Origin of the sequence: Pseudomonas sp. OST1909, assembly GCF_015277575.1 — a bacterium.
Lineage (GTDB): Bacteria > Pseudomonadota > Gammaproteobacteria > Pseudomonadales > Pseudomonadaceae > Aquipseudomonas > Aquipseudomonas synxantha_A.
Genome location: NZ_CP063780.1, coordinates 2,519,009 through 2,539,415 on the forward strand (window position 1 = coordinate 2,519,009; position 20,407 = coordinate 2,539,415).

Below are 20,407 nucleotides of genomic sequence, written 5' to 3' on the forward strand. Positions count from 1 at the left end.
GTGAGTGGGTTTGCTTTTCACAGGGGCGAGCTTGCGCAGATACACTTCGTTAGACGTTATCAAGCGATCAACGAAGTGGTGGTTTTTTGAAGTTTTGTATTAATCGAGTCTTGAGCGAGCAGCAGCAGCTCGCTTAGTGTGCTAATTGATTGTGCGGTAAGTTTTAAAGTGGGAGAGTCCCATTCGTAGTCTTTAATCACCTTTATTTGAAAATGCCCTTTTGCATCGAATGAAGGATACCAACCTACATCAATAAGAAAGCCGTCTGGATATTCAACCTGAAGCATGTCCTCCTTTAGGTTATGGGCTTGGTGCTCAATCCCGGAATTCTGCAGTATTGATAGCTCATCGTAAGTGATTTTGCCTTTCAGGAAATCTAACGAGATCATTTAGTTAACCTCCGAAATTCTCTTTCTGAAATAGGGTGGCCGTGAATGGTTTTTGCACTCAACTCTATGCGTATCCAGCGGCTGGATGCTCCTTCGCTGGCCCCAATGCTCTCAGAGTACTCCATCACTTTCCAAGGTTTTCCATTAGTAGTCGCTCTGCCATTTTTATAGGCTTCTCTTTCCAGATTTTCAATATTTATACCCGGTTTGTACTTTGCCGGGCCGGACTTTGTTGTTGCCAAAATATCTTTCCAAGGCATTTTCTTAGACGGGCTGTGCTTATAACCATGAGCGGTCCACTGAATTTCTTCAGGAGCAGGCAGCGTCGGCTGGCTGTCTTTGGTTTTTGCACTGGTTGCAGGATCTTCGACGCCTTCAGCGGGACCGCATTCACCAGGGCATCTACTCAGGCCAAGTGGATCAATCCAGCCAGTAGGGCTGGGCACGTACTGGTACCCATTGACCCCACCCGCCAACTTCACCGGGTCCGGCGTCAGGTAACGACCGATATCCGGATTGTAGTAGCGATGGCGGTTGTAGTGCAGCCCGCTTTCCTGATCGAAATACTGCCCTTGAAAGCGCAACGGATTGTCGATCTTGCCTACGTCGAGCCGGGCGATCTGGCCGTAGGCGCGGTAGTGGGCGGACCAGACGATTTCGCCTTCGGGCGTGGTGAGTTCCTGCGGTGTGCCGAGGTGGTCGAGTTGGTAGTGGTAGGGCGTTGTGACTTGCGGTCCATAGCCTTCCAGCAGTGCCAGGGGGCGGAAGCTGCTGGGCTCGTAGATGTAGCTGCGATGACAATCCGCATGGTGTTCGGCAATCAGCTTGTCGCCTTGCCAGAAAAACTCGGTGGTCTTGCCATCCACGGTTTTGCTGACACGTCGCCCAAACGGGTCATAGCGATAACTAGCGGTTTCGCCGTTCGGTTTTGTGATGCTTATTAACCGATGCTGGCAGTCGTAGCGGTACTCAGTAACGAGTTGCTGGCCCTTGCCGCGCCGTTCGCGGATCAGGTTGCCGAAGGCGTCGTAGTCGTAATGGCGGTCGCCCTGGATCATCAGGCGGTTGCCGGCAACGATGTCCGGGCCGGGACGGTCTTGCATCAGCAGGTTGCCCGCCGGGTCGTGGGCGAAGCGCTCCTGGACGTCTTGGGAATGATCGGCGCGGGTCAGGCGATTAAGCGGGTCGTAGCGGTAGTCGTGTTGGCCTTTGCGTGTGTCGAGCAGGCGGGTGAGGGTGCCGCTTTTGTCGTAGTCGTATTGGCGTTGGTAGAGGTAGTTTTGCTGCTGCGTAACGGCGTGGGCGTGTAGGCGGTTTTGCTCGTCGTAGTGATAGTGGCTGAGCAGTTGACCTTGTTGGCGTTGGTGTTCGCGGCCGCTCTTGAATAAATGTGCAGTGAGCACCTCACCATTGAGCTCGACCGTAGCGAGATGGCCGCCTTTGTCGTGGTTGAAGGTGAGGCGGTTGTTGTCGGGCAGGCGCAGTTTTTGTAGTTGGCCGCAGGCGTCGTAGCCGTAGCGCAAGGTGCCCCAGCCTTGGTGTTCGGCGGTCAGGCGGTTTTGGCGGTCGTATTCGTAGGCCAACGCCCAGTGGCCGTCTTCGACGCTGAGGAGATTGCCTTGACGGTCGTAGCCATAGTCGACAACGCTGGCATCGGGCAGGGTTTTTCGTACGAGGCGACCGGCGTGGTCGCGCTCGTAGCGGGTGATGAGCTGACTGCCGTCGTCGCCGTGTTCGGTCTTTTCCAGCAGGTTGCCGTTGAGGTCGTAGACGTAGGCGGTGCGTTGGCCGTCGAAGCCGGTTTCCTGTTTGATCAGGCCATTGGGGTGGTAGGCGAGCTGGTAGGTTTCGCCGACTTCGTTTTCAATTTCGGTCAGCAGTAACCGAACATTGTCGTAGCGATACTTGACCTGGGTGCCGTCGGCGTTGATGCGGCGGCTGATCAGGTGCAGGCCATCGGCGTATTCGTAGCGGGTGACGTGACCGAGTTCATCGCGTTCAGCGATGATTTTGCCGTAGGGGTTGTAGCTGAATTCCCGGCAAGCGCCGCCGGGCTGGGTCAGTTTCAGCAGACGTCCTACGGCGTCCCATTCATAAAGAGTCCGCGCGCCATGCTCATCCTCACGTGCAACCTGCCGCCCTAGATCGTCATAGCGATAACGCTTGATCCCGCCATTGGGCAATTGCTCTTCCAGCAACTGCCCACGCTCATTCCACACCAGCCGATGGCAGCTGTGATCCGGGTACCAAACCCCGGTCAGTTGCCCGTGTTTGTTGTAGCTGTAATCGGTAACCTCGCCGTCAGGATCGGTCCTACGCGTAACATCGCCTTGCTCATTACGCTCGTATTTCCAGACTGCCTCCCCACGCCTCACAACCCGAACAAAACCGTTGTCATGCTCGTAGGACGTCGGCTCGTCATCTCCCGGAAACAACGCCACCAAGCGTCCGGCTTCGTCGTACTGATACGCCGTCACCGCGCCCAGCGGGTCTTGCTCGACGGTCAGCCGGCCCTTTTTATCGTAGGATTTGAAATGCTGCGCGCCGTCCGGATCGATGCGCTGCACCAACCGCGCCCGGTCGTCGTGGACATACACCTCCTGACTACCATCGACGTTATGCACGGTGACACGGCCGTCATCCCCCCAGGCATAGCGCGTGTCCATCTGCGAAAAGCTCGCCCAGTGCCGGACGCAACGCGCCGCCTTGCCGGAGCCTTCCCACGCCCAAAAGAAACTCGCCCCACCGGCCAGCTGCCGCTCAAGAATGACGTGCTGATCGTCGTACCGATAACGCTCGCTTTCACCGACGGCATTGGTCGCGCAAACCAGTCGTCCAGCTTCGTCATAGGCGTAGGAAACAACGTTCTGCTCGGTTTCCCAGACGTAAGGTTCACGCCCTTTGGCGCGATGCACCTGATAGTCCACCGCCACGATGTGATCCAGCTCATAACGCAGCAGCAGCGAGCGACCAGCACCGTTATCCAGCCGCTCAATTCGCCCCGAGCGATCACGACAAATGCGTAGACGGTTGTCATACGCATCGCTGATCGCAGTCAGTACACCGTCGCGAAAGTGATAGAACCGCGACGCCTGGGCCAGCACCAGTTCATCAGGCGTCGAGCCCAAGTAGATCGCCGCTTCGGCAAGACTATTGGTGATCGCGGGTCGAGCCGCTGTAGGCAAGGGCAGGGTGGTCGAGCGATTTTCATGGTCGATCCACACCACCGAATCGCCCGACACACAAAGCCTGTGCGCCAGCGCATGGCTCCAGCTAAACCCCAACCCACAATCGACTTCCACCGCACTGGTGCGATACAGCCGGGTCCACTCAAACGGCAAAACCCCATCCAGCGCGCCGTCGGTGAGGGTGAGTAATTCTTCCCCGGTGACCATCGACACCGGGCAGCCGTTGGTGACCGTCTTGTCCGCTGGCGCCGCCGCATCTCCCTTGGGATTCGACGCCACGGCGGGGGCATCATCAACGTGTTCCTGCCGGACCAATACCGTCTGCCGAGTCTTGTTGCGAACCATCGGCACCGGGTTCGAAACCAGCGTGTCGCCCGCCTTCAATGGAACCACCGGCACGGCCTTGACCGGTGTCGCCGAACTGCTCAGCAACACAGGCTTGGCGGCCTCAACATGCGTGTCCAGCCGCGGCCCCGCTACCTGCCTGGCCAGCAACTCCAACAGCGCCCGCACCTGTGCGGACTTGATGCGACTGAGCACCTGAGACCCCAATCGCGCCGTGATCCCCATAGCCCCCAAAGCACGAATCAGCAGTAGATTGATCAACACCTCAGCGGTAATTTCTCCCCACAGCTCAGTCATCTGCGGCGGCGGCAACATGCGCATCCAACTGACCATCGCCGATACATAGATGAACAGCAGCGGCTCATCGCTGAGCACCAACAACCCCTTGGCGACGGAGTCATTACCCAGCGTCAGCAGTTCGTCGAGTTCAGCTTGTGAGAGGTACTGCAGCAGCTTTTCGCTGTTGGGCTTGAGGTTCGCCAACAGGTCATACAGCTGTGTGATGTTGTCCCAAAGACCGTAAAGCGCTTTGCCCATCCCGCTGAGAAATGCCGTTTCCAGCAGTCGACGCCGGTCAAGCGGGCTGATGTCTGTGTAGTTTTCCCACTGTGCTTCGAAATTATCGGTCCATTCTTTACGCAGTCGTCCTTCCAGCCCGGTGATCACCGATTGGTAGGACGCATACAGCACCTTGACGTGTTCGTGGGAAACGTTGGGGTAAAAGCTCACCCGATATTGCTGGTTGCGATCACACGCGGTGATCTCAAGGATGCCGCTCGGGCCGATGGTCTTGTGGATGGGCTCGCCCAACGGGCCGCCGTTTGGATCAACGCGTTGCAGCATCACCGCCGTGTCGCCGATCGGCACGAACCGCGTGCTCTGAAACATATGCACCAGGGTCAACGTACCGTTGGCCTGGCAGGTGGCGACGGTGCTGCTGGGAAACAGGGAGCGATTGATCGGGGCAACGAGCGTTACCTCATCGCCGACCTTGAACACCTGCTCAAGCTCCAGCGCCGAGAAGCTCCAGAAGCTATCGGCCCAATCGTCAAAGGTGTTCAGGCAATCGCGAAAGTCACGGAAGACGCTTTCAACGTCGACCGTTTTCACGTTCATTGGGGTTAGGGCCAGCCTGCCAATGACCGGGTTCAAGCGCCAACCCCATGAATCGGGGGCGTAACGAAAACAACCATCTGCAATCCCTCGCACTGTTTGATCAGGCGAGGGACTTTGCAGCGGTTCACAGGGCAGGGGAGTAGCGCTTATCCGGCAGTTATGTGGGATGTTTCAGCTAAGACCAGGCATCCGCTTCGGCTCACCGACGAACCCCGGTTAGACTTACCTGTCGATATCTGCACTGCCCGGCCTGTCGTTAACCAAGGAAGCCTCATGTATACAAGTCGTCTGCTCTTTTGCCTTATGCCTTTACTGGTGCTGGCCGGTTGTTCCACCTCCCGTGGCCCGCAGCAACCCGAGCGCAGTGAGGCCGAGGTGAAGGCGCAGATCGTGCGCCTGCTGCCGGCCAAGGTGTCGGACCGCAACGGTTGGGCCCAGGACATCTACACCGCCTTCGACACCCAGAAAATCTACCCCAGCACCGAAAACATCTGCGCCGTGCTGGCGGTGACCGAGCAGGAGTCTACCTATCAGGTCGACCCGCCTGTGCCGGGCATGGGCAAGATCGCCCAGGATGAAATCCTGCGTCGCGCCGGCAAGGTGCATGTGCCCGCGTTCGTGGTACGCAGCGCCCTGCAATTGCGTTCGCCCACCGGCAAAACCTACGCCGACCGCTTGAATGCCGCACGCACGGAGAAGGACTTGAGCGCGATCTTCGATGACTTCATCAGCATGGTGCCCCTGGGTAATACCTTGTTTGGCGGCTTCAACCCGGTGCACACCGCAGGCCCGATGCAGGTCAGTATCGACTTTGCACAAAAACAGGCGCGGGGTTATCCCTACACGGTGGACGGTACGATTCGCCGTGAAGTGTTCACCCGTCGCGGCGGTATGTACTTCGGCATCGCCCATTTGCTCGGCTACCCGGTGAGCTACGACCAGCCGCTGTACCGCTTTGCCGATTTCAATGCCGGTTGGTACGGCAGCCGCAATGCTGCGTTCCAGGCCGCGGTCAGCCGCGTGACGGGTAAAGAGCTGGCGCTGGATGGGGACTTGATCCGCTATGGCTCCCTGCTGCCCGGCACCACCGAACTGGCAGTGCGCTCACTGGGGGCGAAGCTGGACATGCGCAACCCGAGCATCCGCAGCCAGTTGGAGCAGGGCGACCAGTTGGATTTCGAGGACACTACGTTATACAAGCGCGTCTTCAGCCTGGCCGACCAGGCGGCCGGCAAACCGCTGCCACGGGCGATCCTGCCGGGCATTGTGCTCAAGAGCCCGAAGATCACCCGCAACCTGACCACGGCCTGGTTTGCCAAGCGTGTGGATGAGCGCTATCAGCGCTGTATCAAGCGCTGATCAGCTGCGGCGCTTGACGAAGCGGCGCCACAACCCAACCCACAGCCACACCACCGGGAACGCCAGGATCACAAATGGCAGCACATAGCTGGCACGCTCCAGGGCGTCGGCCGTGCCGTTCACCAGGTTGTCTCCCAGGTGGCTGAACATCCGGCTGAAACGTGACGCTTGGTTCGCACCGTCAGAAGAGCGGAAATTCAGGGTCACGCGATTGGTATCGAGGCGGCGTTGCTGGCCGGCGGCAACCTGGGCCAATGCCTGCAACTCATTTTCAATACTTGCTTGCTCCTTGCTCAGAACGATCAAGTCACTGACGTTGATGTCCTTGCGCTTGGCCAGTTCGTCGAGGCGTTGCTGCTGGGCTTGCAGGCGCTGCTGGCGGCGGCGCACATCGTCGACCGCATCGGCCAGGTCTTCGGCGGTAGTGATGCGCTGGCCGAGTTTGCCGCCTTCAGCCGCGAGGGCGACCATCGGTTCCACACCCGTGGGTGCGATCCGCAGGATGATCTGGCCGCCGTTGCTGTCTTCGGTAATGCCAAGGATATTGCAGGCACCAAAGCGTGCCAATTCACACGCCTCGCGGGTGGCCTGCATACGCGGCGCGAGCAGGGCGCCGGGCAGGGCCAGGGTCAGTTCATGCTCATAGGCCAGTTGCGCCCCGGCCTTGCCCTGTTCGCCATTGATGACCGTGGCGCGAGAGTGGTCCTTGGGGGAGCAACCGGCCAAGGCCAGGCCAGCGAGCAAAATCAACAGCAGTGCGCGAAGCGGGTGGGAATTGCCGTCCAGGTGGCGCATTGCGTTTCCTTGAAATGTGCAGGAGAAATTGATCGCGATTAAAGCCGGTCTGGTCCATTAACGCAAAGCATTGCCCGGGATTTGCCTGGCTGATGGTGGTGGCTGCCGGGTCGGGGCTGGCGTACACCTCAAGCCTCACACCAGGGAAGCCTCCGCCATGACCGCTCACGTACCCCAGGGTTTTGTCCCATTGCCGCGCAGCAGCCCCTTGCTGGAATTGCTCGGCCCGGCGTATTGCCGCGGTGAAGGCTTGCAATTGGAAGTCGGCCTGCGCGCCGATCATCGTCACGCCAATGGGCGCGGTACGGTGCATGGCGGGGTGCTGGCGACGCTGGCCGATATTGGTATGGGATACGCCATGGCGTTTTCCAGTGAGCCACCGCTGCCGTTGATTACTGCCAGCATGACCGTGGACTACCTGGGCGCCGTGCAGGTGGGGGAGTGGATGGTGGTGCGTTTGGAAAGCCACAAGCGCGGGCGGCAGATGGCGTTTGCGACGCTGAGTTTGCAAGTGGAGGAGCGGGTGGTACTAAGGGCGAGCGCGGTGTTCGCGGTGCCGCAAGCTGACAGGCAGTGAGATCAAATGTGGGAGCTGGCTGACCGAGTGCTTACAGGTAGGGAATCGATAAAAGAAAAGGCCTGGCTTTTCGTGGAACCGGGCCTTTTCTGTGTTGCTCTTATTGGCATGGGGCAACTACGCAGCCCAACGGGAGCAAGCTCCCTCGCCACAATAGCGATCCGATTCAGCTGCGCTCGAGTGCCAGGGCCACGCCTTGGCCGCCGCCGATGCACAGCGTCGCCAAACCTTTTTTGGCGTCGCGCTTGATCATTTCATGCAGCAGGGTCACCAGCACGCGGCAGCCTGAGGCGCCAATCGGGTGGCCGATGGCGATCGCGCCGCCGTTGACGTTGACTTTATCGGCGTCCCATTCCAGCTCTTTGCCCACTGCCAAAGATTGCGCAGCGAAGGCTTCGTTGGCTTCGATCAGGTCCAGGTCTGCCAACTGCCAGCCGGCCTTGTCCAGGCAGCGGCGAGTAGCCGATACCGGACCGATGCCCATGATGGCTGGGTCCACGCCCGCATTGGCGTAGCTGGCGATACGCGCCAGTACTGGCAAGCCGAGGGCGCGGGCCTTGTCGGCGCTCATCAGCAGCACGGCGGCGGCGCCGTCGTTGAGGCTGGAGGCGTTGCCGGCGGTGACGCTGCCGTCTTTCTTGAACGCCGGCTTGAGCTTGGCCAGGGACTCGGCCGTGGTACCGGCGCGGGGCTGTTCGTCCACCGCGAAAGCCACCGGGTCGCCTTTGCGCTGGGGAATCAGGATCGGGGTGATCTCGTCGGCAAAACGTCCGGCCTCAATGGCAGCGGCGGCTTTTTGCTGGGAGGCGGCGGCGAACGCATCCTGGGCTTCACGGCTGATGCCGTATTTGTCTACCAGGTTCTCGGCGGTGATGCCCATGTGGTAGTCGTTGAATGCGTCCCACAGGCCGTCGGTGATCATGCTGTCGATCATCTTCGCGTGGCCCATGCGCAAACCGGTGCGCGCGGCGGGTAGTACGTAGGGTGCCAGGCTCATGTTTTCCATGCCGCCGGCAATGATCACCTCGGCGTCGCCGCAACGAATGGCCTGTGCGCCCAAGTGCAGGGCCTTGAGGCCCGAGCCGCAAACCTTGTTCAGGGTCAGGCTCGGCACGGCGTGGGGCAGGCCGGCGAGAATCGAAGCCTGGCGCGCCGGGTTCTGGCCGCTGCCTGCAGTGAGCACCTGGCCGAGGATCACTTCATCGACTTGGGCCGGGTCCAGGCCAGTCTGCTCCAGCAGGCGACGGATCACGGCGGCACCCAGTTCCGGGGCCGGGATGTTCGCCAGCGAACCTTGGAAGCTGCCCACGGCGGTGCGGGTGGCAGCAACAATCACGACGTCTTGCATGGAATCTGTCCTCACTGGAAGTGCATTTCTGGAACGTGGTCCGGGACGATCAGTTTACCGGCGGTCTTGCTCACAATCTCTTCAACACTGACGCCAGGTGCGCGTTCCTTGAGGACAAAAGCGCCATTTTCGATTTCCAGGTACGCCAGGTCCGTGAGCACGCGCTTGATGCAGTTGGCGCCGGTCAGCGGCAGGCTGCATTGGCTGAGCAGTTTGGACTCACCGTCCTTGGATGCGTGGGTCATGATCACGATGATATTTTCCGCACCGGCCACCAGGTCCATCGCACCGCCCATGCCCTTGACCAGCTTGCCGGGGATCATCCACGAGGCAATGTTGCCTTGTACGTCCACTTCAAACGCGCCGAGTACCGTGAGGTCGACGTGGCCGCCTCGGATCATCGCGAACGACTCGGCGGAAGAAAAGATCGAGGCACCGATACGCGCGGTGACGGTTTGCTTGCCGGCGTTGATCATGTCGGCATCGATGGTTTCTTCGGTAGGAAACGGTCCCATGCCGAGCAGGCCGTTTTCCGATTGCAGCATCACTTCCATGCCGTCGGGGATGTAGTTGGCCACCAGGGTCGGAATGCCGATGCCCAGGTTCACGTAGTAACCGTCCTGCATTTCGCGGGCGACGCGTTGAGCCATTTGTTCGCGGGTAAGAGCCATGGTTGTTTCCTCTTATTGTTCTGGACGTGGATTATTTGCGGACGGTGCGCTGTTCGATGCGCTTCTCGAAGGTGCCGCAGATGATCCGGTCGACGTAGATACCAGGGGTGTGGATCTGCGCCGGGTCCAGCTCGCCCGGTTCGACGATTTCCTCGACTTCGACCACGGTGATCTTGCCCGCGGTGGCCGCCAGCGGGTTGAAGTTCTGGGCGGTATGGCGGTAGATGACGTTGCCGAAGTGGTCGGCTTTCCAGCCTTTGACGATAGCGAAATCGCCGGTGATCGATTCTTCCATCAAATACGGGCGGCCGTTGAATTCGCGGGTCTCCTTGCCTTCGGCAACTGGGGTGCCGACGCCGGTTGCGGTGAAGAAGGCCGGGATGCCGGCTCCGCCTGCGCGCATTTTTTCCGCGAGGGTGCCCTGGGGGGTGAGGACTACTTCGATTTCGCCGCTGAGCAGTTGCTTCTCGAACAAGGCGTTTTCACCCACATAAGAGGCGATCACCTTGCTGATCTGTTTTTCTTCGAGCAGCACGCCCAGGCCGAAGCCATCGACGCCGCAGTTGTTGGAAACCACCGTCAGGTCGCGGGTGCCTTTGCGCTTGATCTCGGCAATGAGGTTTTCCGGAATGCCACACAGGCCAAAACCGCCGGAGAGCACGGTCATGCCGTCTTCCAGGCCTGCCAGTGCTTCTTCATAGGACGCCACGCGTTTATCGAAACCTGCCATATGCACCTCTTTTATTGTTTGTGGTCCAGCCAGTGCGTTGAGTGTTGCGCCAGTGGATTGATTTGTTAAGTTGTTTTTTAAGGTTGATTGATTTAGAAAACAGCATAGTCCAACTGCTGTCTGGAGCTGCCTCATGACCGTCAAACAGATGCGTGCCTTTCTCGCCGTTGCTCAGAGTCTGAGTTTTGCTGCTGCCTGCGAGCGCCTGCACCTTTCTCAGTCGGCACTGAGCTTGACCATCAAGGGGTTGGAAGAAGGGTTGGGCGGGCGCCTGTTCAGCCGCAATACCCGTAACGTCGCGCTGACCCCCGAGGGCGAATCGCTGTTGCCCCTGGCGCGCCGGTTGATTGCAGATTGGGATAACGCCGAGGACGAACTGCGCCAGCGTTTTACCCTGCAACGCGGGCGCGTGACGGTGGCGGCCATGCCGTCGTTTGCCGGTAACCTGTTGCCGCCGATCCTGAAGATCTTCCGCGCACGTTACCCTCAGGTGAACGTGACGGTGCATGACCTGATCAACGAGCAAGTGCTGGAGATGGTGCGCGACCGTCAGGTGGAGTTGGGCGTGGCATTCGAGCCGTCCGAAGGGTCATCGTTGGCATTTACGCCGTTATATCTGGATCGCTTTATCGCCGTGGTGCCAGGGGATTCGCCGTTGGCTCAGCGTGCCGAGATCGATTGGAAAACCTTGCTGGAGCAGCCGTTTATCACGTTGCAACGCCCCTCCACGGTACGTGTGATGTTGGAAGAACACCTTGGCGCCTTGCAGATGAAATTGCCCGTAGCGTTGGAAAGCCATCAACTGGCGACCGTGGGGAAGATGGTCGCCAGCGGGCTGGGCGTCAGCGCCGTGCCAGCGTTATGTGCCCGGCAGATGGAGGAGGCGGGTGCTCATTGCATTACCTTGACCGGCCCGGTGATCGAGCGGCCAATTGGCGTGTTGACCAAACCGGGCCATGAGTTGTCGGCGGCGGCGCAAGTGTTGTTCGATATTTTTCGGGATGAGGCGGGGAAGGGCAGGTTTCCAACTTTCTAACGTTATAAAAAATGCGGGAGCTGGCAAGCCAGCTCCCGCATTGATTGAGTAATACTTAGTAGTAGCGGTCGATCACTTTAACTTGCGAGCTGTCTTTGAAAGATGCCCAGGCATTGTTGAGTGTATCGAACACCTGCTCGATAAAGTTGCGATCAGCCGCAGCCTTCTTTCCGACATAGCCCTGGCCACGGCGGTACATCTTCAGGCGCGCCGCCAGTTCGCGGTTATTGCGGTCGAACTCGGCTTCTTCGGTATGGGGCGCCAGGCAGTCAATTTGCACTTCGCCCGATTTGCCAATCCACAGGATATGGTCGTCGAGTGTGTCTTTCTGCGCTGCGAACATCTCAGCCAATTCATCGATAGTTGGTTGGTTGTTCAGATTCATGTGTAAGCCCCTTGACCAGTTGGCGATCTATCAATTGATTCGTTAAAACTGCGTAGTTGTCTCCGGTTCCGAAAACCGGGCGTCAGTGACGGTCTGCCGAATACGGGCAGGGTCTTGAACCTGATGCATGTAGTCTTGCTGATGAACTGCTACGCAACGCTTTCATAACGAAGACAAGCAGCGTTTTAGCTCCTTGTACCGGACCCTTTCGGGCCTGGTCAGCTTCATCAATCTGCCTTGTGGGCAGTGCACATCCGGAAAAACAGCTCGGCGGTCAGACGAGCCTGTTCAAAACGCTTGTTACCAACGCTCCCGATCCGGGAGACGTCTAGATCATGCAAGGACAAAAAGGTTACGTCAACGATTATGTAGTGATTATTTTTTATCACTACATAATTTGTTGTGGGGGCTGGGGAATGCGGGAAAACGTGACTTGGGCGTCATTTTTTGGAGGTGCAGGTCGGGCGTTTCAACCCTCCTGTAGGAGCCGGTCGACGAGCAACGGCAGTAGCTGCTCGCAGGAGGCCTGGATTTTAACCTGCAGCAGCTCATCCCCGCGTGTTTTGCCCAGATTGATCGCAATCACCGGCTTACCCCGCTCGACCATGGCCTTGCACAATCGGAACGCCGAATAGGCCATCAGTGACGACCCCACCACCAGCAGGCCCTCAGCGTGTTCTACCGCCGCCATCGCCTTTAGCGCCGTCGCCGGTGCGACATTCTCGCCAAAAAACACCACGTCAGGTTTGAGCCGCTCGCCGTTGCAATGGGGGCAGTGGGGCACCTGGAAGTGTTGTTCAAACGCCGGATCGAGCAAGGTGTCGCCATCCGGCGCTTGCACGGCGTGGACTTGCGCCATATGCGGGTTATCGACTTCCATCTGCCGCTGGATCACATCGCGTGCGCTGCGCAGTTGGCAATCCAGGCACAGCACCCGATGCAAGCTGCCATGCAGTTCGATCACGTCGTGGCTGCCGGCCTGGTCATGCAGGGTGTCGACGTTTTGTGTGATCAGCCCGCTGATATAGCCACGGTGTTGCAGTGTCGCCAGTGCCAGGTGAGCCTTGTTCGGCTGCGCAATGCGTACCCTTGGCCAGCCCAGCATCGCCCGCGCCCAATAACGACGCCGCGCCTCTGGGGTGGCAAGAAATTCCTGGTACATCATCGGTGCTTTGCCCCGGCGTACACCTTCACTGTCGCGGTAATCCGGGATGCCCGACGAGGTGCTGATGCCTGCGCCGGTCAAGGCTAAAAAGCGTCGTTCAGCCATAGCCCGGTGCAGGATTTCGAGGTGGTCTGCCTGATGTTCCAGCGTGTCGAGCATGGTGTCTCCTATTCGCCGCGGATGTATTGCTCCAGCTGTTTGATCAGATCAGCCTGTTCGGCGATGGCTTCCTTCACCAAGTCACCGATGGACAGCAGGCCCAACAGTTCGCCGTCTTCGACCACCGGTAGGTGGCGCAGGTGACTGTCCGTCATGATGTTCATGCATTCCTCGACACTTTTATGGGTGTCGACGGTGATGACGGGAGAGCTCATAACATCGTCGACCCGAGTGGTCACCGACGACAGGCCTTTGAGAATGAGTTTACGTGCGTAATCACGCTCGCTGATGATCCCTACGACCACACCTTCCTTGACGACTGGCAAGGCACCGACGTTTTTCTCAGACATCCGCACCAGCGCTTCGAACACCGTGTGGTCCCATTGAATGGTGTGGACGTCCTGGTTTTTCTGATCCTTGGCTTTGAGCAATTGTGCGACGGTTTTCATGGCGGCCACTCCGGTGTTGTTTTTAGGTAGTCAGGGTCCCCTAAAGAATCCTAGACGGCCTGCGGCAGGGCAAGACCCAAAGCGGCGTTAAACCTGTCGAAAAACGTCATTTGCCGGATTTTTACGTGTTCTAGCCCACAGTTGTCGGTTTCTTTGTGCGCTTTGGACTGGCCGCAGCCTTGCGTGGAGCGCTCTTGCGTTTCTTCTTCCAGGGCGTGGCACCTCGACCTGCCGGGCTGGCGGGGCCGGTGATGGTCATGCGCATACCGTTACAGCGCGCCACCTGCTTGCTCATCCACGCCGCCTGCTTGGCAACGAATTCTTCCAGGCTCATTTCGCCGCTTTGCACCATGTCCAGCGCTTGTTCCCAGATGGCGGTGGTGCCTGGGTCGGCAATGGCGCGGGGCACCGCGTCAATCAGGCTGAACGCGGCTGGAGTTGCCGACAGGGCTTTGCCGTTTTTCACCAGGTAACCGCGGTCCAGCAAGCCCTGAATGATCCCGGCGCGAGTGGCTTCGGTGCCGATGCCAGTGGTGTCCTTGAGCTTTTGCTTGAGCAGCGGGTCTTGCACCAGTTTGGCGACGTTTTTCATCGCCTTGATCAGGTCGCCTTCGGTAAAGGGCTTGGGCGGTTGGGTCCACAGGTCCTTGAGGTTGACCTTGGCCACGGCGTAGTCCTGGCCCTGCACCAGCGTCGGCAAGGCCTGGGGCGCGGGCGCTTCACGGCCTTTGGCGGGCGCCAGTGCCTCGGGCAATGCGCGTTTCCAGCCGGCTTCGATGATGACCTTGCCCACCGCACGCAACGCCTGGCCGGCACAGTCGAAATCTGCCTGGGTGCGGTCGTATTCATGGTTGGGCAGGAACTGCGCCAGGTAGCGCGCGCGTATCAAGGTGTAGACCGCACGGTGCTTGCCGGTCAGTTGGCTTAAATCCTTGCCCGCCCCAGTGGGGATGATGCCGTGGTGGGCGCTGACCTTGGCATCGTTCCAGGCCCGCGAGCGGCGTTGAGGGTCGATGTGCGGCATCAATTCGTTGACCGCCGCATCCGCACGGCCCAGCGCCGAGAGGATCTTTGGCGCCTCACTGTGCTGGCTCAACGGCAGGTAGCCGCAATCGCTGCGCGGGTAGGTGATGACCTTATGAGTTTCGTAGAGGGATTGGGCAATATCCAGGGTTTCCTGGGCGCCCAGGCCGAGCTTTTTGGAACAGATTTCCTGCAGTGTGCCGAGGTCAAAGGGCAGGGGCGCGACTTCGCGCATGCGTTCGGTGCGCAGCTTTACCAGCCGCGCCGCGTTCGCGTTGCCCATGGCGTCGGCAGCGTCCCGCGCCAGTTGCGGGTTGAGGCAACGGCCCTGATCATCGCAGGCATCTTCATTGGTGCGCCACTGGGCGGTGAAGGTCATGCTTTCGTGACGCAGGTCGACATCAATGGCCCAATACGCCACCGGTACGAAATCGGCGATGCTGCGATCACGGTCCACCACCAGGCGCAGGGTCGGGGTTTGCACCCGGCCTACCGGCAATACGCCCTGATAACCGGATTGGCGCCCCAGTAGGGTAAACAGGCGGCTCATGTTCATGCCGATCAGCCAGTCGGCGCGGGAGCGGCCCAGGGCCGAGTGATACAGGCTGAAGGTTTCGGCACCCGGCTTGAGCGCCGCCAGGGCCTTGCGAATGGAGGCCTCGTCCAGTGCCGACAGCCACAGCCGCTGGATCGGCCCACGGTAGCGGCAATGCTCCACCAGTTCACGGGCAATCATCTCGCCCTCACGGTCAGCATCGGTGGCGATCACCAGCTCCTGGGCTTCCCCCAGCAAGCGCTTGACCGCCTTGTACTGGCTGGCGGTCTTGGGCTTGACCAGCATCTTCCATTTGTCCGGCACGATCGGCAGGTCGGCCAGCACCCAGCGTTTGTATTTGGCGTCGTAGGCGTCGGGCGGGGCGGTTTCCAACAGGTGCCCGATGCACCAGGTGACAGTAACCCCGTTGCCCAGCCAGCAGCCGTCGCCGCGGCGCGTGGCGCCGAGCACGGCCGCGATATCCTTGGCCTGGGAGGGTTTTTCACAGAGGTACAGCCGCATGGTCATCACATCAGATCGGGTTGATGCCTTGCAGGATGCTTAGTCAGAAGGATTTGAGCAACCATTATCTGTATGGATGTACAGCAATATGTGTGAGCAACAACAACCAAAATGTGGGAGGGGGGCTTGCTCCCTCCCACAAGGGATCTTCGGTGTTCAAACGAACTCAGTTGTTATCGATATCCACATGCCGGGTTTCTTTGAGGCAGAACAACCCGACGATCAAGCTCACCCCAGTCACCACCACCGGATACCACAGGCCATAGAAGATATCGCCGGTGTACACCACCAGGGCAAAGGATACGGTCGGCAGGAACCCGCCAAACCAGCCGTTGCCGATATGGTAGGGCAGGGACATCGAGGTGTAGCGGATACGCGTCGGAAACAGCTCCACCATCAGCGCCGCCAATGGCCCGTAGCACATGGCCGCGATCAGGATCAGCACGACGATCAGCACCACCACCATCACCTTGTTGACCTGGGCCACGTCCGCCGAAGACGGGTAGCCGGCCAGGGTCACGGCGCCACGCAGTGCCGCCTCGTCAAAGCCGTCGATGCGCACATCACCCACGCTCACCTGCACCGGGCTGCCTGCCGGAGCGGCGGCGCTGCTGTAGGGCAGGCCCTGCTTGACCAGGAAGGTCTTGACCTTGTCGCATGGGCTGTCAAAACGCGCCTTGCCCACCGGGTCGAACTGGAAAGTACAGGTGGCCGGGTCGGCCAGCACGGTAATCGGCGCCTGTCGGCTGGCCTGGTCCATCGCTGGGTTGGTGTAGTGCGCCAGGCCCTTGAAGATCGGGAAGTACAGCGCGGTCGCCAGCAGCAGGCCGAGCATCAGCACCGGCTTGCGCCCGACCTTGTCCGACAGCCAGCCAAACAGGATAAAGAACGGCGCGCCAATCACCACGCTGATGATCAGCAACATATTGGCCAGGGCCGGGTCCATGCGCAGGAACTGGGTCAGGAAGAACAGCACATAGAACTGCGCCGCGTAAAAGGTCACGGCCTGCCCGCCGTTGATACTGAACAGCGCGATCAATACGACCTTGAGGTTTTCCCATTTACCGAACGATTCGCGGATCGGCGCCTTGCTGGCCTTGCCTTCCTCTTTCATTTTCAGGAAGGCCGGCGACTCGTGCAGACTCATGCGGATCCAGGTCGAGATGCCCAGCAGCACGATGGAAAACAGGAACGGGATGCGCCAGCCCCACACTTCGAACTGATCGCCTGTGAAGTAACGGCAGGCCAGCACCACCAGCAACGACAGCAGCAGGCCGAGGGTGGCGGTGGATTGAATCCAGCTGGTATGCAGGCCGCGCTTGCCGGGTGGCGCATGTTCGGCCACATAGGTGGCGGCGCCGCCGTACTCGCCGCCCAGCGCCAGGCCCTGCAACATACGCAGTACGATCAGGATGATCGGTGCGGCAATGCCGATGCTGGCGTAGGTCGGCAGCAGCCCGACGCAGAAGGTTGCCACGCCCATCAAAATGATGGTGACCAGGAAGGTGTACTTGCGCCCGATCATGTCGCCCAGGCGGCCGAACACCAATGCTCCGAACGGGCGCACCACGAAGCCTGCGGCGAAGGCCATCAAGGCAAAGATAAACGCAGTGGTGTCGTTGACCCCGGCAAAGAACTGCTTGCTGATCACCGCCGCCAGGGCGCCGTAGAGGAAAAAGTCATACCACTCGAACACCGTCCCCAGGGACGAGGCGAAGATGACTTTTCTTGATTCGTTGGCAGTGCTTGCACTGGCCGCCGAGCCCAGGGGTTGAGCATGTTCTGACATTGGGTGTCCCTCACAGTGATTATTTATTGTTGTCCCACTGTCGGCGCCAACCTCAGCGCCGCTGTTTTTCAACTTCATATACCGTTAACGATTACGCGGGGTGCCCTGCGGTGCGCGGTGCGGGTGGGTTTTTCGCGAGCAAGCTCGCGCCTACAGTGTTCGGTGAAAGGATCAACTGCGCGGCCTTCTCCGCGATCATCAGCGTCGGTGAGCAGGTATTGCCGGAGGTGATGCGCGGCATGATCGACGCATCGGCAATGCGCAGCCCGGGAATGCCATGCACACGCAGTTGGCTGTCGACCACGGCGTCCTTGTCATCGCCCATGCGGCAGGTGCCCACCGGGTGGAAAATGGTGGTGCCGATGCGTGCCGCGGCTTCGTGCAGTTGTGCTTCGGTTTGCAGCGCATCGCCAGGCAGGTATTCCACCGGTTTGAACTGGCTCAAGGCGGGCGCGGCGACGATGCGCCGGGTCAGGCGGATGGCGTCGGCGGCCACGCGCAAGTCCTCGGGGTGGCTGAGGTAGTTGGGTTGTATCAGCGGGGCATCTGCCGGGTTGGCCGAGCGAATATCCACGCGGCCGCGGCTTTGCGGGCGCAGGTCGCAGACCGATGCGGTAAACGCCGGGAAGCCGTGCAACGGTTCGCCAAAGCGCTCCAGGGACAGCGGCTGCACATGGTATTCAAGGTTGGCCGACGTCTGCTCCGGCCCGGAGCGGGCAAATGCGCCAAGCTGGCTTGGCGCCATCGACAGCGGACCGCTGCGGTCGTACAGGTAGCGCAGGCCCATGCCCATCTTGCCCCACAGCGTGCCGGCGATCTGGTTCAGGGTACGTGCATTTTCCAGTTTGTAGATCAGGCGCAGTTGCAGGTGATCTTGCAGGTTGCCGCCCACGCCCGGCAGTTCATGCACCACATCAATGCCCAACGGTTTGAGCACGTTGGTGGGGCCGATCCCGGAACGCTGCAGAATGCCCGGTGAGCCGACGGCACCGGCGCACAATATGATCTCCTTGCGCGCTTTCCAGCTGAGCTGTCGGCCGTGTTGGCGCCCGACAACCTGGGAGGCTCGGCCATTTTCCAGCAGCACACGGTCGACCTCCACCTCCGTCAACACAGTCAGGTTGGGGCGTTGGCGGATCGGCTTGAGAAATGCCTTCGCCGCATTCCAGCGCACCCCGGCCTTCTGGTTGACCTGGAAGTAGCCGCAGCCCTCGTTGTCGCCCTGGTTGAAATCGTTGATGTTGGCGATGCCGATCTGGGCTGCCGCCTCACGAAACGCATCGAGGATTGGCCACGACAGGCGCTGCTGCTCGACGCGCCACTCGCCACCATCGCTGTGGAATTCCGAGCCACCGGCAAAGTGGTTTTCGCTGTGTTTGAACAGCGGCAACACATCGTTCCAGGCCCAACCCGGGTTGCCTGCTGCCGCCCAGCCGTCGTAGTCCTGGGCCTGGCCGCGCATGTAGATCATGCCGTTGATCGACGAGCAGCCGCCGAGCACTTTGCCCCGTGGGTAACTCAGGGCGCGACCTTGCAGGCCGGCCTGCGCTTCGGTTTTGAAGCACCAGTCGGTGCGCGGGTTGCCGATGCAGAACAGGTAGCCGACGGGGATGTGGATCCAGGGGTAATTATCGCGGCCACCGGCTTCGAGCAGCAGGACGCGGTGGGCCGGGTTGGCGGACAAACGATTGGCCAGCAGGCAACCGGCGGGGCCGGCGCCGACCACGATGTAATCGTATTCAGCAGTTGCAATGGGCATCTGGGGGCTCGCTTGTTTTTCTTGTTGACCCCATCCTAGTTGTTAGTTTTCGTCTTAAAAATGTTAGTTTTTACCCAGCTGCTGTGCGTTTTTAAACAGCGCGGTCCGGGCTCAGGCAATGGAGGCGATATGTTCGACTGGAATGACCTGCGGTTTTTTCTCGAGTTGCAGCGCAGTGGCCGCCTGCTCACCGCCGCGCAACGCTTGAAAACCACGCATGCCACCGTGGCCCGGCATATCGAGGCCATCGAGAAAAGCCTCGGCACCGCGCTGTTTGTGCAACACGCCCAAGGCTACGAACTGACACCCGCGGGCGAGGCGCTGCTCAAACATGCCGAAGTCATGGAGAACGTGGCGCTGCTGGCCGAAGACGAACTCACCCACTCAGCCGCGCCCTTGGGCAAGATCCGACTGGGGGTGGCCGAAGGTCTGGGCGTGATGTTCCTCGCCGGGCGCATGGGCGGGTTGTTCGAGCGTTACCCAGGTCTGGAAGTGGAGCTGGTGGCCGTACCGCGTTTTGTCAGCATCCTCAATCGCGAAGCGGAGATCAGCATCCACCTGGAACGCCCCAGCGTCGATCAATTGGTGACACGCAAACTCACCGACTACCGCCTGGCGCTGTATGCCAGCCGCGCTTATCTTGCGCGCAACCCGCCGATCGAAAAGCGCGAAGACCTCGCCGCCCATGCCTGGATCGATTACGTCGATGACCTGCTGTTCAGCCAGGAACTGAAGTTCCTCAACAGCTTCTGTCGCAACCCCAAGGTGGTGTTCCACAGCACCAGCGTGATCGCCCAGCACCAGGCGGCGCGGTCGGGGTTGGGCATTGCCGTGTTGCCATGCTTTATGGCGGCGGGCGACAAGGATTTGGTGCCGTTGCTGCCGGCAGAGAGCATCCAGCGCAGCTACTGGATCAGCTCGCGTCGGGAGTTGCACAAGTCGGTGCGGTTGCGGGTGTTGTGGGATTATGTGGTGGAGTTGTGTGCACGGGAGCAGCGTTTGCTACTCGGCGAATCCCGCTGACACACACGGACTAAAAGGTGGGAGCTGGCTTGCCTGCGATGGCG

Annotated in this window: 16 protein-coding genes; 4 read left to right on the top strand and 12 right to left on the bottom strand. The window is 59.9% G+C overall.

The features are described 5' to 3' along the window. Positions 1-59: 59 nt before the first annotated feature. Together IH404_RS11160 and IH404_RS11165 are read right to left on the bottom strand one after the other, a co-directional pair. Positions 60-389, bottom strand: coding sequence for a hypothetical protein (locus tag IH404_RS11160; RefSeq protein WP_032803409.1), 330 nt, complete (start codon positions 387-389; stop codon positions 60-62). Further along, positions 386-5,038 (bottom strand): RHS repeat-associated core domain-containing protein, encoded by a 4,653-nt coding sequence (locus tag IH404_RS11165; protein ID WP_242462654.1) that lies wholly within the window; start codon positions 5,036-5,038, stop codon positions 386-388. The genes IH404_RS11160 and IH404_RS11165 overlap by 4 nt, the downstream gene beginning before the upstream one ends. A 273-nt stretch (positions 5,039-5,311) precedes the next feature. Between IH404_RS11165 and IH404_RS11170 the strand changes: the two genes are divergently transcribed. Further along, complete coding sequence (locus tag IH404_RS11170; protein ID WP_194440414.1) at positions 5,312-6,397, top strand: DUF1615 domain-containing protein; 1,086 nt, start codon at positions 5,312-5,314, stop codon at positions 6,395-6,397. On the opposite strand, the gene IH404_RS11175 is transcribed toward IH404_RS11170, so the two are convergent. Further along, the gene (locus tag IH404_RS11175) at positions 6,398-7,192 is read right to left on the bottom strand and encodes a DUF4349 domain-containing protein (protein ID WP_194440415.1); all 795 of its coding nucleotides are present in this window, start codon (positions 7,190-7,192) and stop codon (positions 6,398-6,400) included. Positions 7,193-7,349: 157 nt separating this feature from the next. Here IH404_RS11175 and IH404_RS11180 point away from each other — a divergent pair, with 157 nt between their 5' ends. After that, positions 7,350-7,769: a PaaI family thioesterase gene (locus tag IH404_RS11180; RefSeq protein WP_005786923.1), complete on the top strand. Its 420-nt coding sequence runs from the start codon at positions 7,350-7,352 to the stop codon at positions 7,767-7,769. 166 nt (positions 7,770-7,935) lie between these two features. On the opposite strand, the gene IH404_RS11185 is transcribed toward IH404_RS11180, so the two are convergent. The 3 genes from IH404_RS11185 to IH404_RS11195 are packed head-to-tail and all read right to left on the bottom strand — an operon-like array spanning position 7,936 to position 10,518. Next, entirely contained in the window at positions 7,936-9,117 is a 1,182-nt protein-coding gene (locus tag IH404_RS11185; RefSeq protein WP_005786925.1) for an acetyl-CoA C-acetyltransferase, read from the bottom strand. Between the two features lie 11 nt (positions 9,118-9,128). Then, positions 9,129-9,788 (bottom strand): CoA transferase subunit B, encoded by a 660-nt coding sequence (locus IH404_RS11190; protein WP_005786928.1) that lies wholly within the window; start codon positions 9,786-9,788, stop codon positions 9,129-9,131. 31 nt (positions 9,789-9,819) lie between these two features. Continuing rightward, positions 9,820-10,518, bottom strand: coding sequence for a CoA transferase subunit A (locus IH404_RS11195; protein WP_010211319.1), 699 nt, complete (start codon positions 10,516-10,518; stop codon positions 9,820-9,822). A 133-nt stretch (positions 10,519-10,651) separates the two neighbouring features. Between IH404_RS11195 and IH404_RS11200 the strand changes: the two genes are divergently transcribed. Further along, the gene (locus tag IH404_RS11200) at positions 10,652-11,554 is read left to right on the top strand and encodes a LysR family transcriptional regulator (RefSeq protein ID WP_032876764.1); all 903 of its coding nucleotides are present in this window, start codon (positions 10,652-10,654) and stop codon (positions 11,552-11,554) included. Positions 11,555-11,609: 55 nt separating this feature from the next. Here IH404_RS11200 and IH404_RS11205 read toward each other — a convergent pair whose 3' ends face one another. The 6 genes from IH404_RS11205 to IH404_RS11230 all read right to left on the bottom strand — a co-directional run bounded on the left by IH404_RS11205 (position 11,610) and on the right by IH404_RS11230 (position 19,340). Further along, complete coding sequence (locus IH404_RS11205) at positions 11,610-11,939, bottom strand: hypothetical protein (protein WP_003190335.1); 330 nt, start codon at positions 11,937-11,939, stop codon at positions 11,610-11,612. 469 nt (positions 11,940-12,408) lie between these two features. Then, positions 12,409-13,263: an NAD-dependent protein deacetylase gene (locus tag IH404_RS11210; protein ID WP_194440416.1), complete on the bottom strand. Its 855-nt coding sequence runs from the start codon at positions 13,261-13,263 to the stop codon at positions 12,409-12,411. A gap of 8 nt (positions 13,264-13,271) precedes the next feature. Continuing rightward, a complete protein-coding gene (locus IH404_RS11215) occupies positions 13,272-13,712 on the bottom strand; it encodes a CBS domain-containing protein (RefSeq protein WP_005786938.1) in 441 nt (146 codons plus the stop codon). A 130-nt stretch (positions 13,713-13,842) separates the two neighbouring features. Beyond that, entirely contained in the window at positions 13,843-15,792 is a 1,950-nt protein-coding gene (locus tag IH404_RS11220; protein ID WP_194440417.1) for a DNA topoisomerase III, read from the bottom strand. A gap of 166 nt (positions 15,793-15,958) precedes the next feature. After that, positions 15,959-17,581 (bottom strand): MFS transporter, encoded by a 1,623-nt coding sequence (locus IH404_RS11225; RefSeq protein WP_005786943.1) that lies wholly within the window; start codon positions 17,579-17,581, stop codon positions 15,959-15,961. Positions 17,582-17,672: 91 nt separating this feature from the next. Continuing rightward, on the bottom strand, positions 17,673-19,340 hold the full coding sequence (locus IH404_RS11230) for a GMC family oxidoreductase N-terminal domain-containing protein (RefSeq protein ID WP_194440418.1): 1,668 nt from the start codon (positions 19,338-19,340) through the stop codon (positions 17,673-17,675). 129 nt (positions 19,341-19,469) lie between these two features. Between IH404_RS11230 and IH404_RS11235 the strand changes: the two genes are divergently transcribed. After that, positions 19,470-20,363: a LysR family transcriptional regulator gene (locus IH404_RS11235; protein ID WP_194440419.1), complete on the top strand. Its 894-nt coding sequence runs from the start codon at positions 19,470-19,472 to the stop codon at positions 20,361-20,363. Positions 20,364-20,407 lie beyond the last annotated feature (44 nt).

Bases quoted from the DNA above. Each gene is read 5' to 3' on its own strand.
- IH404_RS11230 (WP_194440418.1), bottom strand. From the start codon at position 19,340: ATGCCCATTGCAACTGCTGAATACGATTACATCGTGGTCGGCGCCGGC.
- IH404_RS11185 (WP_005786925.1), bottom strand. From the start codon at position 9,117: ATGCAAGACGTCGTGATTGTTGCTGCCACCCGCACCGCCGTGGGCAGC.
- IH404_RS11205 (WP_003190335.1), bottom strand. From the start codon at position 11,939: ATGAATCTGAACAACCAACCAACTATCGATGAATTGGCTGAGATGTTC.
- IH404_RS11235 (WP_194440419.1), top strand. From the start codon at position 19,470: ATGTTCGACTGGAATGACCTGCGGTTTTTTCTCGAGTTGCAGCGCAGT.
- IH404_RS11195 (WP_010211319.1), bottom strand. From the start codon at position 10,518: ATGGCAGGTTTCGATAAACGCGTGGCGTCCTATGAAGAAGCACTGGCA.
- IH404_RS11165 (WP_242462654.1), bottom strand. From the start codon at position 5,038: ATGAACGTGAAAACGGTCGACGTTGAAAGCGTCTTCCGTGACTTTCGC.
- IH404_RS11180 (WP_005786923.1), top strand. From the start codon at position 7,350: ATGACCGCTCACGTACCCCAGGGTTTTGTCCCATTGCCGCGCAGCAGC.
- IH404_RS11190 (WP_005786928.1), bottom strand. From the start codon at position 9,788: ATGGCTCTTACCCGCGAACAAATGGCTCAACGCGTCGCCCGCGAAATG.
- IH404_RS11225 (WP_005786943.1), bottom strand. From the start codon at position 17,581: ATGTCAGAACATGCTCAACCCCTGGGCTCGGCGGCCAGTGCAAGCACT.
- IH404_RS11215 (WP_005786938.1), bottom strand. From the start codon at position 13,712: ATGAAAACCGTCGCACAATTGCTCAAAGCCAAGGATCAGAAAAACCAG.
- IH404_RS11220 (WP_194440417.1), bottom strand. From the start codon at position 15,792: ATGCGGCTGTACCTCTGTGAAAAACCCTCCCAGGCCAAGGATATCGCG.
- IH404_RS11170 (WP_194440414.1), top strand. From the start codon at position 5,312: ATGTATACAAGTCGTCTGCTCTTTTGCCTTATGCCTTTACTGGTGCTG.
- IH404_RS11160 (WP_032803409.1), bottom strand. From the start codon at position 389: ATGATCTCGTTAGATTTCCTGAAAGGCAAAATCACTTACGATGAGCTA.
- IH404_RS11200 (WP_032876764.1), top strand. From the start codon at position 10,652: ATGACCGTCAAACAGATGCGTGCCTTTCTCGCCGTTGCTCAGAGTCTG.
- IH404_RS11175 (WP_194440415.1), bottom strand. From the start codon at position 7,192: ATGCGCCACCTGGACGGCAATTCCCACCCGCTTCGCGCACTGCTGTTG.
- IH404_RS11210 (WP_194440416.1), bottom strand. From the start codon at position 13,263: ATGCTCGACACGCTGGAACATCAGGCAGACCACCTCGAAATCCTGCAC.